Here is a 12,288-nt window from a genome sequence, read left to right as displayed (position 1 = left end):
CCGCGTCGGCGCCTTGATCCAGTCGACCCGACCCGCCTGCTCGCCCCAGAACCCCTCCGGATCCGAAACCGACGCCGCATACAGCGCATCGTACTTCGCCGCGTCAACATGCGCTCGGGTCACAACCTCGGATGAGGGGGCGAAAACCCCCGGGTTTTGCATGGTTTCGGTGGTCATGTGCGACGTCCTCCCTCAGTCGGCTGTCCCGACGCAGCGCCCGCTTGACGCTACGTGAGCGGTTATGCCCAATCATACGGATTTCCGAAAACAATGGAATAACGCACAGATTTATAGCATTTTTTCTGTAAACACGTTTTCTTTTCACTATCTGATCTGTAAAGAAGTTTATTATTCTTTCGCCAACCCCTTTGTTTTCCATGGTTCTGCCACGTGGCGACCGGTCACATCAAGCCGGTAGCGGCCCTGCGCCGCCCTTCGTGCGGCGCTGTATCGGGGTGTGACAAAACGTTTCAGTACGCCGTTGTATACCGAAAAAGGCCGACTCGCTTGGCCCTTGCGTCGCGGTGGCGATTCACTAGGGTCTTCGCCAAGGCGGAAACACTGCCACTTTCGACGGGAGGACTACCATGAAATCGATGACTGCCAAACTGCTGACCACCGCCATCGCGGTCACCTTCGCCACCGAGGCGCTGGCCACCGAATGGAACGTCTCGCTCTGGGGCAAGCGCCGCGCCTTCACCGAACATGTCGAGAAGCTGGCCGAACTGGTCAGCGCCAAGACCAACGGCGAATTCACCCTGAACATCAGCTATGGCGGCCTGTCCAAGAACACCGAGAACCTCGACGGCATTTCCATCGGCGCGTTCGAGATGGCACAGTTCTGCGCAGGCTATCACGCCGACAAGAACCCTTCGATCACCGTGCTGGAACTGCCGTTCCTGGGTGTCAGCACGCTTGAGCAGGAATGGGACGTGTCGATGGCGGTCTACAACCACCCCGCCACCCAGGCCGACCTGGGGCGCTGGAACGCCACGCTGCTGATGCCCTCGCCGCTGCCGCAATACAACATCGCCGGCGTCGGCACGCCGCCTGAAACGCTGGCCGATTTCGAGGGCCTGACCGTGCGCGCCACCGGCGGCATCGGCGAAGCGCTGACGATGATCGGCGCGGTGCCGACCTCGGTGACCTCGGAAGAGGCGCGCCAGGCGCTGGATTCGGGCATCGTCAAGTCGATCGCCTTCGCGCCCCACGCGCACATGTCCTTCGGCATCACCGAAGCCGCCAAGTGGTGGTCGACGAACCTCAACCCCGGCACGGTGAACTGCCCCATCGTCGTCAACACCGACGCGCTGAACGCGCTCAGCGATGCCGAGCGCGACGCGCTGATGTCGTCGATCGGCGAGGCCCGGCAGCATTACATCGACTTCTACGAGAACGAGACGATGGCCAAGTGGTGGCCGCTGCTCGAGGAAAAGGGCATCCAGCAGATCAGCTACAACGAAGAGCGTCTCGCCGAATTCCGCGAAAAGGCGGCGGGCCCCGTCGCGCAGAAATGGATCGAAGAGAACACCGCGCGCGGGTTGCCCGCGCAGGAACTCTATGACCTCGTGGTCTCGACGCTGAGCGGTTCCTGATCCGCCGCTTGAAGGCAGGCGCATCCGGCCGGACCGGGTGCGCCGAACGGGGAGGGGGACAGCCATGGCGATGAAAGCCGCCGTGCGCGAGGACGGGTCGTTGCTGAGCCGTCTCGACCGCGCGCTTTACCGGATCGAGGGCGCTTTCGGCCTGATCAGCGGTCTGGCCGTGTTCGGGCTGATGCTGCTGGCGGTCTATTCCGTCGGCGGGCGCAATTTCTTCAACGCGCCGGTGCGCGGCTATGTCGACTGGATCGAGGTCACCATGCCGCTGATCGCCTTCATGGGCATTTCCTTTGCGCAGCGCGACGGCGGCCATATCCGCATGGATATCCTGGTCGGCCGGTTGCGGGGACGGGCGCTTTGGGCGGCCGAATTCGTGTCCACCTTGGCCATCCTGGTGCTGATCGTGCTGCTGATCTGGGGGTCCTGGGCGCATTTCGGGCGGTCCTTCGACTGGAACGCGCCGCTCTACAGCCGCGACTCGACCATCGACATCAAGCTGCCGATCTGGCCGGCCAAGCTCTTGGCGCCGGTGGCCTTCTCGGTGATGGCACTGCGCCTGCTGCTGCAGCTTTGGGGCTATGGCCGCGCCTTCCTCACCGGCGACGCGGTCGCGGTGCCGCTGATCGAGGATGTCGCGACCATCGCCGCGCGCGAGGCCGAAGCGGTGTCGGGCGCCGAGGACAAGTCATGACGCCCACCGAGATCGGCATCTGGGTCTCGATGGGCATGCTGGTGCTGGTGGTGCTGGGCATGCGCGTGGCCTTTGCCGCGGCGCTGGCCGGGCTGGTCGGGCTGGTCTGGATCTTCTGGGCCAAGAAGGGCTACGACCCGGATCAGTTCTGGTGGGCGCTGACCGTCGCCACCAAGACCGCCGGGCAGGTGCCGCATTCCAAGATCGCCAGCCAGGCGCTGAGCCTGATCCCCACCTTCATCCTGATCGGTTATCTGGCCTACCACGCCGGCTTCACCCGGGCCCTGTTCGACGCCGCCAAGAAATGGGTGGGCTGGGTTCCGGGCGGCATGGCGGTGGCGACGGTCTTCGCCACGGCGGGTTTTTCTGCGGTGTCCGGCGCGTCGGTGGCGACCTCGGCCGTTTTCGCGCGCATCGCGATTCCCGAGATGCAGGCCAACGGGTACGACAAACGCTTTGCCGCGGGCGTGGTGGCGGCGGCTGGCACGCTGGCCTCGCTGATCCCGCCTTCGGCCATCCTGGTGATCTACGCCATCATCGTCGAACAGGATGTCGGCCGGCTGCTTTTGGCGGGGTTCATTCCCGGCGTCTTCTCGGCGCTGGTCTACGGCGCGATCATCATCGGGCTGGCGCTGGCGATCCCCAGTTTCGGCCCGCCGCTGCGCGGCTTCACCTGGGGCGAGCGGTTCCGTGCGCTGCCCGGCGCGCTGCCGATCCTGTTCGTGGTCTTCATCATCATCGTCTTCATCTACAACCCGTTCGGCGGCGATGCCTGGGGCACGCCGACCGAAGGCGGGGCGATCGGCGCCTTTGTCGTTTTCCTGATGGCGGTCTGGCGCGGCATGCGCTGGCGGGCCTTCCGCGACGCGTTGCTGGAAACCGCAAGGCTCAGCGTGATGATCTTCTCGATCATCTGGGGTGTGCTGATCTATGTCCGCTTCCTGGGTTTCGCCGATTTGCCAGGGGTGTTTTCGGACTGGATCACGTCGCTCGAGATGTCGCCGATGCTGATCCTGGTCATGATCCTTCTGGCCTATGCCGTGCTTGGCATGTTCATGGACGCCATCGGGATGCTGCTGCTGACGCTGCCGGTGGTCTACCCGGCGGTGATGGCGCTGAACGGCGGCGAAAGCGTGTCGGCCGAAATGTCGACCTTCGGCATGTCGGGTCCGATGTGCGCCATCTGGTTCGGCATCCTGGTGGTCAAGATGGCCGAGTTTTGCCTGATCACACCGCCGATCGGGCTGAACTGCTTTGTCGTCGCCGGGGTGCGCCCCGATCTGAGCGTGCAGGACGTGTTCAAGGGCGTCACACCCTTTTTCATCGCCGACGCGTTGACCATCGCGCTTCTGGTGGCCTTCCCGGCCATCGTGCTCTGGCTGCCGTCACTGGCCTGACGACGGGGTGTTTCGGGCACGAAACGCCTTGTCTAAACTCCAATAATTCCGTATTTCCGGAATTATGGAATCAGAACTGCGACTCGATCAGCTTTCCGCCCTGGCCCACCCGCATCGACTGGCCGTGTTCCGGTTGTTGATGCGGCGTTACCCCGACGCCGTTTCGGCAGGGGACTTGGCCGGTGTCCTGGGCGTTCCCAAAAGCACGCTGTCCCCGGCGCTGAACATCCTGCGTCAGACCGGGCTGGTCAGCCAGCGCCGTGAAGGCACGTTCCTTCTGTATCGGGCCGATACGGACGGCGCGGCGCGGCTGGTCGAATACCTTGTCTCGGATTGCTGCCGCGGGCGTCCGGATCTTTGCAACCCTGTCACACAAACCGGTCAGGAAACCGCCATGACGCACCGTCCCTACCACGTGCTGTTCCTGTGTACGGGCAATTCCGCCCGCTCGATTTTCGCCGAGGCGTTGCTGCGCAGCGAAGCCGGCGACAAGTTCGTCGCCCATTCCGCGGGCATCGATCCGCAATCCGAGCCGAACCCCATCGCGCTGCAGATGCTGCGGGACAAGGGGCACGACGTGGCCGGCTTGCACTCGAAACACGCCGATCTGTTCCGCCAACCGGATGCGCCCAGGATGGATTTCGTCTTTACCGTCTGCGACCGGGCCGCGAACGAGGACTGCCCGGCCTGGCCGGGGCAGCCCATCTCGGGGCATTGGGGGCAACCCGACCCGGTCAAGGCGCAAGGCACCGAAGCACAGAAAACCCTCGCGTTCCAGCAGGTCTACGGCGCCTTGCGCAACCGCATTCGCGCCTTTGCCGCGCTGCCCTTCGACACGCTGGACCGCGCGACGCTGCAGGCGCGGGTCGACGAAATCGCTGAGATGAAAGACGATTGACATGACGACATACGCGATCAACGGCCTTGGCCGGATCGGCAAGCTGGTGCTGAAACCGATGTTGGAGGCGGGCGCTGAGATCGCCTGGCTGAACGACGCCGTGGGCGACGCTGCCATGCATGCGCATCTTCTGGAATTCGACAGCGTGCATGGCCGCTGGGCCGCGGCGTTCGGTCATGACGACCGGTCGATCACCATCGACGGCACGCGCCTGCCGGTCTTTTCCAGCCGGTCGCTGGACGCCCTGCCGCTGGACGGTGTCGACGTGGTGATCGACTGCACGGGCCACTACAAGACCGCGGACCGCATCGCGCCCTATTTCGCGGCCGGCGTGAAGAAGGTGGTCGTCTCGGCCCCGGTCAAGGATGGCGACGCCGCCAACATCGTCTATGGCGTGAACCACGCCATCTACGACCCCGCCCGCCACGCAATTGTCACCGCGGCAAGCTGCACCACCAATTGCCTGGCGCCGGTGGTCAAGGTCATCCACGAGGGCCTCGGCATCCGGCACGGATCGATGACCACGATCCATGACGTGACCAACACCCAGACCATCGTCGACCGCCCCGCAAAAGACTTGCGCCGGGCGCGTTCGGCGCTGAATTCGCTGATCCCCACCACCACCGGGTCGGCCACCGCGATCACGCTGATCTACCCCGAACTCAAGGGCCGCCTGAACGGCCATGCCGTGCGGGTGCCGCTGCTCAACGCCTCGCTGACCGATTGCGTGTTCGAGGTCGAACGCGGCACCACGGTCGAAGAGGTCAACGCCCTGTTCAAGGCCGCCGCCGATGGCCCGCTGCACGGCATCCTGGGATACGAGGAACGCCCGCTGGTCTCGGCCGACTACGTCAACGATCCGCGGTCCTCGATCGTCGATGCTCCGTCGACGATGGTGGTGAACGGCACGCAGGTAAAGGTCTTTGCCTGGTACGACAACGAATGGGGCTATGCGCACCGCCTGGCCGATGTGGCCCGCATGGTCGGGGCATCGTTGTGAGCCGACCCGCGGGCCTGTCTGCCTATATCGCCGTCACCGCCGCCTACTGGGCCTTCATGCTGACCGATGGCGCGTTGCGGATGCTGGTGCTGCTGCATTTCCACACGCTGGGCTTTTCGCCGGTGCAACTGGCCTATCTGTTCCTGCTGTATGAACTGGCCGGCATCGTCACCAACCTGAGTGCCGGCTGGATCGCCGCGCGGTTCGGGCTGACGGCGACGCTGTATGCCGGGCTGGTCCTGCAGATCGGCGCGCTGCTGGCGCTGGCCCAGCTCGACCCGGGCTGGGGGCTGGCCGCGTCGGTGGCCTTCGTGATGGCGGTGCAGGGCGCGTCGGGCGTGGCCAAGGACCTGACCAAGATGTCGGCCAAGTCGGCGGTCAAGCTGCTGGCGCCCGCCGGGCAGGGCGGGCTGTTTCGCTGGGTGGCGGTGCTGACCGGATCAAAGAACGCGGTCAAGGGGCTGGGGTTCCTGCTGGGTGCGGGCCTGCTGGCGATGGCGGGCTTCGTGCCGGCGGTTCTGGGGATGGCGGCGGTGCTGACCGTGATCCTGGTCGTCCTCGCATTGCGCATGCCGGCCGGCCTGCCGGCGGGGCGCAAGGACGCGAAATTCCGCGACGTCGTCTCGAAGGATCGCAACATCAACTGGCTGTCCTTCGCGCGCGTCTTTCTGTTCGGCGGGCGCGACGTCTGGTTCGTAGTCGGCATCCCGGTCTATTTCTACGCGGTGCTGTCGGATGGTTCGGACGACAGCAAGCGCCAGGCGTTCTTTCTGATCGGCACGTTCATGGCGGTCTGGACGATCCTCTACGGCATCGTGCAGGCCAATGCGCCGCGCCTGCTTGGCGCCGCCACCCGGCCCGAGGCCGAGCTGGTCGCCGCCGCCCGCCACTGGGCCGTGGCCCTGGCGGTCATCCCCGCCGCGCTGGCGCTGGCGGTTTGGGTCGCGGGCGCGCCACAGGGTTGGTTGACGGGGCTGCTGGTCGCGGGGTTGCTGATCTTCGGCGCGGTCTTTGCCGTCAACTCGGCGCTGCATTCCTACCTGATCCTGGCCTTTTCCAGGGGGGAACGGGTGACGATGGATGTGGGGTTCTACTACATGGCAAACGCCGCCGGACGGCTGCTGGGCACGCTTCTGTCCGGCCTCAGCTTCCAGGCGGGTGGACTGGCCCTGTGTCTGGCCACGGCGGCGGTGCTGGTCGCACTCAGCGCGGTTGGCGCCGCCAGGTTGCGCCCGGCCAGGGTATCGGCCTAGCTTTCGGCCTCGTCCAGCAGGCCGTTGACCCAGCGGGTGATCAGCACGTTGGCCGGAAAGCCCAGAGGGACGGCCGCGATCAGCGCGATCACCGGCGGAATGGCCGGCAGGCCGATGGAAAACCCGATCAGCCCCAGCAGGAACAGGTTGATCGCCACAGCCGTGGCGGTGAAGGGATACAGCGTCCAATACAGACGCCGCGTCGACCAGCGCTTGCTCATGTCGAAACCTCCGCGGGTTCTTCGGTCAGCCGCCGCGCGATCAGCGCCGGAATGCCGGGATGGCAGCCGATCGGGTCCAACCGCAATCCTGTGAAACCGACCGCGTCCAGCGCCTCGGGCACATCGTCCAGCACATGGCCGCGCTTGGCGGCAAAGAAGGGCAGGCAGATCGCCTTGTCGCCCAGCCCTGCCGCCATATCCTCCAGCGACGGTGCCTCTTCCACGAAACCGCAGCGGATCTCGCGCAGCGGCAACAGCGCGGTCAGCGCATCGGCAAAGTCGCGGGTGACGGCGGCCGGGCGGGGCGACCGGCCCGAGCCGTGTCCGGCGATGAACAGCGCGGTGTTCTCCGGGCGCCAGCCCGCCGCCGCGATTTCCCGGCGCAGCCAGTCCGCGGCGAAGGCGGGCAGGCCCGGGTCCATGCCGAACGGGTTCATCTGCCGGACCGGCGCGCCGTCCAGGCGCTTGGGCAGGGCGGATTGCGTGAACCAGCCGTCGGCTATGAACATCGGATAGAGCGGCGCGGCTTTCGGGGTACCCACCAGAGCCGCCTCGAGCGCGCCCGGCGCGGCCAGCGTCGCGCCGCGAATGTCCCAGCCCGGCGCGTGTTCCGACACGGCCGCGGCCAGCGCGGCGATCTCGTCCTCGCCGACCTGGGGCTCCGATGGCTGCCCGTGGCTGACCAGCAGCGCGATGCGCGTTCCGGGCGCGTCGGGTCTTGGCGGCTTTGGCGGCATGGCTGTCATCATCGGTCCCTTCTCGGCGTGGCGACCGTCAAGATAGGGCACCGCCCCGGTCGATGCCACCGCGCCCCGGATTCAAGGCTGAACCGTGATCATGCCGATCATGTTCTGCGTCTCCCAGTGCGGACCGCACAGGTATTCGCCGGCATCTTCGGTCAGAAACGTCAGTTCGACCGATTCCTCGGGGAAAAAGCGGTCGGTCTCGGGGATGCCCATCGCGGGGCTCAGCACGCTGTGGCTGGTGCGCTTGTCGACATTGACCCAGCGGACGGTGGTGCCGATGGGCACGGTCAGTTCGCGCGGGCAGAAATTGTACTCGTAGGTCAGCACCACGGTCACGCCCTCGGCCTCGGCACTCGGGGCGCCGAACAGCGCGACATAGCGTTCCTCGGCTTCGGCGCAAAGCGCGGCCGTCTCGTCGTCGGTATCGTCATTGGCCAGAGCCGGAGCGGCCAGCAGCGCGGCGAGGACGGCAAGCGGAAAGGCGGATTTCATCGCGGGAACTCCTGTCCAGAGAGAAAACGGGCGGCCACCGCGTTGCGGCAGCCGCCCGCCTTGTTCAGCTTATTGCGCGGCGACGTTGATCGCCACCTCGGGGTTGTCCAGCGCCAGCGTCGTGTCCAGCGTCACGTGATGGAAGCGGGCTGCGGAATGGTCGTCATGGATGGCAAAACCCACGGTATAGGTCTTGCCCGGCTCGATGGCGATGTCGCCGGGATGGCCGGTCACCAGCGGCCGGCTGAAGGTCACCGTCCAGATGCCGGCCTCGTTCTTGGCCTCGGCCGCGATCTGGCCGTCATTCTCGACCCGGCGTTCCAGCAGGTAGCCGTTGGTCGCGCGGCCATCGGCATAGACGCGCAGCAGGTCCAGATAGGTGCCGCCCTCGAGATAGGCCGCGATGGCATCCTCGGGCTTGGGCAGGTTCCAGCCGCCCAGCGGCTTGTCGCCCCGGCCCTTGAGCTCGATCTCGGTCCGCGATTCCGACAGGTACTTGGTCACCGTGCCATCGGCCTGCAGCCGTGCCGCGACCTCGGCTTCGGCCGCGATGGCGTCGGCGCCAGGATCGAACGGCATATAGCTGTTGTCGGCATGGCAGCTGGCCCAGCAGCCGACCTGGCCACCCATCTCGATATCCGTGCCGGTGATCATCATCGCCACCTTGATCGGGTTTTCCGGATCCATCTTGCCGCCGTCCACGAAGGGAACGGGGTTGTGGCCGCCATCTTCCCACTGCATGCGGAAATAGACGTTCTCGTTGTCGTGGGTCGCCTGCAGCGAAGCGCTGATATAGCCGCGCTTGCCGGGGATCGGCGTCGGTTCGAGATCGTCGTCCTTGCCGCCGCCGCCGGCGACGATCTTGTTGCCGATGGTTTCGAGTTCCTTGGCATGGCAGGTCGAGCAGGCATCGCCGCCCTTGGTCAGCGGACGCGCGCCGCCATGGGTCTTGCCGTTCTGCACCCATTCGAAACTGGCCTGGCCGGGATAGAACAGGCCCAGCTCGGTCGCAGGCACGGCGTTCCAGTCGACATTCGCGGCCACCGCACCACCCGCGGACGCAGGCGCACCGTCGCTGCCGGCCACGGTGGCATCGCTGGACGCCGCCGTATTGGCCGCCGCCAGTTCGGCCTCGACCTTGGCGCGTTCGTCGGCGCGGGCATCGTCGATCGCGGCCAGGAGGCGGGCGCGGTCAGCCTCCTTCTGGGCTTTCAGCGCTTCGGCTTCGGCCGCTTCCTTGGCTTCGATCTTGGCGAGGCTGTCGAGGTAGGCCTGCGGGATCTCGCGGGCGAAATCGGGGTTCGGCGCTTCCAGCGCGGCCAGGTATTCCTCGTCGGCGCGATCGCGCACGTCCTTGTGGGCGATACCCTTGTGGCAATCGATGCAGGTCTGGCCCGTCTCCATCGCGTTCAGGTGCTGCGCCCGCGCACGGGGCTTCTGAAACTCGGGCATCATCGCATCGAAATGGTGGCAGTTGCGGCACTCGCGCGAGTCGGTCTTCTTCATCCGGTTCCATTCGTTCATCGCAAGAGACAGGCGATGATGTTCGAATTTCTCGGGCGTGTTGATCTTGCCGGTGAACTTGCCCCACAACTCCTTGCTGGCCTTGACCTTGCGGATCATCTTGTGGGTCCAGGCCTTGGGCACGTGGCAGTCCGAACAGACCGCCTCGACACCCGAGCGGTTGGCATTGTGGATCGTGCCCTTGTACTCGGCATAGACGTAGTCCTCCATCTCGTGGCACGAGATGCAGAAATCCTTGGTGTTCGTGGCTTCCATGGCGGTGTTGAATCCGCCCCAGAAGATGATGCCTGCGGCAAAGGCCGCGGCGATTCCGAACAGCGGCATCCCTAGGATGACGTAGCGGCGCCAGATCGGCGTCTTCTTGGTGGGCTTGTCGTCGGTCTGGGTCATCTCCAGGCTCCATTCGATCGGTCAGGTGCGGCGCACCGGAATTTGCGGGGCCTGCGACCGGCGCCTTATGGCGGGTGGGCAGGCGGTCTTTCCCGTGTTGGGGTGCGCTCTGATCCGAACGGCGGGCGTTTCGGTCGGCGCTTGCGAGAAAGGCGGGCGAGGCTCGCCCGCCTTTCCTTTGGTCCATGGCCCGATGGCTCAGGTCACGTGGTTCGACCGGTTGTAGACGTTGAACTTGCCGGTCGGTGCATACAGACCCTGCACGCGGCCGATTTCTTCAAGCGTCTTGGCATCGAAGATCACGATCTCGCCGTTCGGTTCTTTCGAGGTCGACATGTTCCACTTGGACACCCAAACCTCGGTGCCGTCCTGGTTGAACTCGAAATGCACGGCGGCCGAGCCTTCCTCGTCGGTGATCTGGATCGTCTTGACGATCTCGCCGGTCTCCTTCGAGATGACCTGCACCGATTGCTGGATTTCCGGCTCGGGGTGCTTGGTCTGGTCAGCCCAGATGTAGTCCGAATTCGGGTGCGTCCGGATGAACAGGCCCGCGCCGTCGGTTTCGGTCTCGTAGCAGACCTTCCAGGCCTGATCCGGGTGGTTGACCGGGTCGTTGCCCCAGACGGTCACGGTGCCGACGCCCAGGTGGGTCGTGCCGGCGACAGGGCCGCAATTCGGGTCGATCCAGTTGGCGCCCGGTCCGGGGTGCGGCAGGGCAGCGGTGTCGATCATCGCTTCCAGCTTGTGGGTCTGGGTGTCGACGACGACCATCTTGTTCGACGCGTTCGCGGCGATCTGGAAGTACCGGCCGGTCGGGTCGAAGAACCCGTCATGCAGGAACTTGGCCGAGTTGATCTTGTCGATCCGCAGGTTTTCGAGGTCGGTGTAGTCGACCTGCCAAAGCTGGCCCAGCTCTTTCACGGCGACGATCCAGGTGGGTTCGTTCGGCGTGGTGTAGATGGCCGCGACGCGGCTTTCTTCCACGTATTCGCCGTCGACGTTGGTGCCGCGGGTCGAGACGACCTTGAGCGGTTCCATGGTCTGTGCATCGACGATCGCGAAGTGCGGAGGCCAGTAACCGCCGCCGATCACGTATTTGCCGTCACCCGACACCGCCACGTCGCGGGCGTCGTAGGCGATCTTGACTTCCGAGACCAGCATCTTGTCCGGCGTCTGCCAGAGGTCGATCTTGGTCATCTTGCCGTCGCGGCCCATCGTGTACCAGAAGCGGCCCGGGTTTTCCGGTTCGTCGATCTTGTGGTGCTCCGAGGCTTTCAGCACGTGCACGGCATAGCCGGTCGGGATATGGACCAGCACTTCCTTGGTGTCGCCGTCGATCACGGCCACCTTGCCCACGTCACGCTCGATCACGACAAAGAAGTTCTCCCAGTTCCGGCCGTGCAGCGGCTCGGTCGGGTAGTCGGCTTCCTCGACATAGACCTTGCGGGTGGCCTTCATCTGCGCCAGCGACATTTCCGGCGGCTTCGGCGCGTCCATCATGATGTACGTCGCCATGTCCTTGATTTCTTCTTCGGTCATGATGTCCGAGAAGTTGTTCATCCCGCCTTCGGTACCCCAGGCGATGATCTTTTCAAGACGTTCCTGGCCGAGCTTCAGCGTGCCACCTTCGGTGACGGTGCCGTCTGCGGCGGTCTTCTTCCAGTAGGGTTCCAGGCTCTTGCCGGTGGCACCCTTGCGCAGCACGCCGTGGCAACCGGCGCATTGCTCGAAATACAGCTGCTTGGATTTTTCGAATGCTTCGGGGCTCAGCTCCGGCTTGGCATCTTGTGCCAGTGCCGGCAGTGCCGTGCCCAACAGAAACACTGCAGCGCCGAGCGTGATCCCGGTCCGCTTCTTGGTTTCATGCGACATTTCACTCTCCGTGTAAGTGAGGCAGGTAGTGAGGCAAGTCCGACTGTCGTTCAGGGGCACGCAGGATGCCTTGACTTCCGTCAAGCATCGGTGCGGAGGCTCCTTTTCTGGGGATTTTCCCGCGAGCAATCCGTCCCGAACGGCGCTTGTTCAGGACGGATTGCTTCCCGCCCGGCGGCACGAGCGCGCCGCCGGCATCGGGC

At 65.1% G+C, this 12,288-nt stretch carries 12 protein-coding genes; 6 read left to right on the top strand and 6 right to left on the bottom strand.

Annotated features, from left to right (window positions below; all coding sequences use genetic code 11):
- Window positions 1-162 (bottom strand): acetyl-coenzyme A synthetase N-terminal domain-containing protein (locus tag KUH32_RS17990; RefSeq protein WP_348541147.1); only part of this gene is annotated, 162 nt, incomplete at its 3' end.
- Between the two features lie 425 nt (window positions 163-587).
- Between KUH32_RS17990 and dctP the strand changes: the two genes are divergently transcribed.
- The 6 genes from dctP (at window position 588) to arsJ (ending at window position 6,840) form a co-directional block, all read left to right on the top strand.
- The gene (gene dctP, locus KUH32_RS17985) at window positions 588-1,595 is read left to right on the top strand and encodes a TRAP transporter substrate-binding protein DctP (RefSeq protein ID WP_217780044.1); all 1,008 of its coding nucleotides are present in this window, start codon (window positions 588-590) and stop codon (window positions 1,593-1,595) included.
- Between the two features lie 64 nt (window positions 1,596-1,659).
- Window positions 1,660-2,292 (top strand): TRAP transporter small permease subunit, encoded by a 633-nt coding sequence (locus KUH32_RS17980; RefSeq protein WP_217780043.1) that lies wholly within the window; start codon window positions 1,660-1,662, stop codon window positions 2,290-2,292.
- On the top strand, window positions 2,289-3,689 hold the full coding sequence (locus tag KUH32_RS17975) for a TRAP transporter large permease (protein WP_217780042.1): 1,401 nt from the start codon (window positions 2,289-2,291) through the stop codon (window positions 3,687-3,689). The genes KUH32_RS17980 and KUH32_RS17975 overlap by 4 nt, the downstream gene beginning before the upstream one ends.
- Before the next feature lie 64 nt (window positions 3,690-3,753).
- Entirely contained in the window at window positions 3,754-4,587 is an 834-nt protein-coding gene (locus KUH32_RS17970; protein ID WP_217780041.1) for a metalloregulator ArsR/SmtB family transcription factor, read from the top strand.
- A 1-nt stretch (window position 4,588) separates the two neighbouring features.
- Window positions 4,589-5,587, top strand: a complete 999-nt coding sequence (locus tag KUH32_RS17965; RefSeq protein ID WP_217780040.1) for an ArsJ-associated glyceraldehyde-3-phosphate dehydrogenase — start codon at window positions 4,589-4,591, stop codon at window positions 5,585-5,587.
- Window positions 5,584-6,840: an organoarsenical effux MFS transporter ArsJ gene (gene arsJ / locus KUH32_RS17960; protein ID WP_348541146.1), complete on the top strand. Its 1,257-nt coding sequence runs from the start codon at window positions 5,584-5,586 to the stop codon at window positions 6,838-6,840. Before KUH32_RS17965 ends, arsJ begins: the two co-directional genes overlap by 4 nt.
- On the opposite strand, the gene KUH32_RS17955 is transcribed toward arsJ, so the two are convergent.
- The 5 genes from KUH32_RS17955 to KUH32_RS17935 all read right to left on the bottom strand — a co-directional run bounded on the left by KUH32_RS17955 (window position 6,837) and on the right by KUH32_RS17935 (window position 12,085).
- Complete coding sequence (locus tag KUH32_RS17955; protein WP_217780038.1) at window positions 6,837-7,061, bottom strand: hypothetical protein; 225 nt, start codon at window positions 7,059-7,061, stop codon at window positions 6,837-6,839. The genes arsJ and KUH32_RS17955 overlap by 4 nt on opposite strands.
- Window positions 7,058-7,810 carry a sirohydrochlorin chelatase gene (locus KUH32_RS17950; RefSeq protein ID WP_254899271.1) on the bottom strand — a complete coding sequence of 251 codons (753 nt, stop codon included), beginning with the start codon at window positions 7,808-7,810 and terminating at the stop codon, window positions 7,058-7,060. Before KUH32_RS17950 ends, KUH32_RS17955 begins: the two co-directional genes overlap by 4 nt.
- Before the next feature lie 69 nt (window positions 7,811-7,879).
- The gene (locus KUH32_RS17945; protein WP_217780037.1) at window positions 7,880-8,299 is read right to left on the bottom strand and encodes a cupredoxin domain-containing protein; all 420 of its coding nucleotides are present in this window, start codon (window positions 8,297-8,299) and stop codon (window positions 7,880-7,882) included.
- A 69-nt stretch (window positions 8,300-8,368) separates the two neighbouring features.
- Window positions 8,369-10,213 carry a NapC/NirT family cytochrome c gene (locus KUH32_RS17940; protein WP_217780036.1) on the bottom strand — a complete coding sequence of 615 codons (1,845 nt, stop codon included), beginning with the start codon at window positions 10,211-10,213 and terminating at the stop codon, window positions 8,369-8,371.
- A gap of 198 nt (window positions 10,214-10,411) precedes the next feature.
- Window positions 10,412-12,085 (bottom strand): cytochrome D1 domain-containing protein, encoded by a 1,674-nt coding sequence (locus tag KUH32_RS17935; protein ID WP_217780035.1) that lies wholly within the window; start codon window positions 12,083-12,085, stop codon window positions 10,412-10,414.
- Window positions 12,086-12,288 lie beyond the last annotated feature (203 nt).

The sequence above is a fragment of the Thalassococcus arenae genome (assembly GCF_019104745.1).
Lineage (GTDB): Bacteria > Pseudomonadota > Alphaproteobacteria > Rhodobacterales > Rhodobacteraceae > Thalassococcus_B > Thalassococcus_B arenae.
Note: the sequence above shows the minus strand (reverse complement) of the source record. Positions and strands in the feature narration are given on the sequence as shown.

What these genes read in the sequence shown, in the direction of transcription:
- dctP (WP_217780044.1), top strand. Translation starts at nt 588, where the DNA reads ATGAAATCGATGACTGCCAAACTGCTGACCACCGCCATCGCGGTCACC.
- KUH32_RS17980 (WP_217780043.1), top strand. Translation starts at nt 1,660, where the DNA reads ATGGCGATGAAAGCCGCCGTGCGCGAGGACGGGTCGTTGCTGAGCCGT.
- KUH32_RS17975 (WP_217780042.1), top strand. Translation starts at nt 2,289, where the DNA reads ATGACGCCCACCGAGATCGGCATCTGGGTCTCGATGGGCATGCTGGTG.
- KUH32_RS17970 (WP_217780041.1), top strand. Translation starts at nt 3,754, where the DNA reads ATGGAATCAGAACTGCGACTCGATCAGCTTTCCGCCCTGGCCCACCCG.
- KUH32_RS17965 (WP_217780040.1), top strand. Translation starts at nt 4,589, where the DNA reads ATGACGACATACGCGATCAACGGCCTTGGCCGGATCGGCAAGCTGGTG.
- KUH32_RS17955 (WP_217780038.1), bottom strand. Translation starts at nt 7,061, where the DNA reads ATGAGCAAGCGCTGGTCGACGCGGCGTCTGTATTGGACGCTGTATCCC.
- KUH32_RS17950 (WP_254899271.1), bottom strand. Translation starts at nt 7,810, where the DNA reads ATGATGACAGCCATGCCGCCAAAGCCGCCAAGACCCGACGCGCCCGGA.
- KUH32_RS17945 (WP_217780037.1), bottom strand. Translation starts at nt 8,299, where the DNA reads ATGAAATCCGCCTTTCCGCTTGCCGTCCTCGCCGCGCTGCTGGCCGCT.
- KUH32_RS17940 (WP_217780036.1), bottom strand. Translation starts at nt 10,213, where the DNA reads ATGACCCAGACCGACGACAAGCCCACCAAGAAGACGCCGATCTGGCGC.
- KUH32_RS17935 (WP_217780035.1), bottom strand. Translation starts at nt 12,085, where the DNA reads ATGTCGCATGAAACCAAGAAGCGGACCGGGATCACGCTCGGCGCTGCA.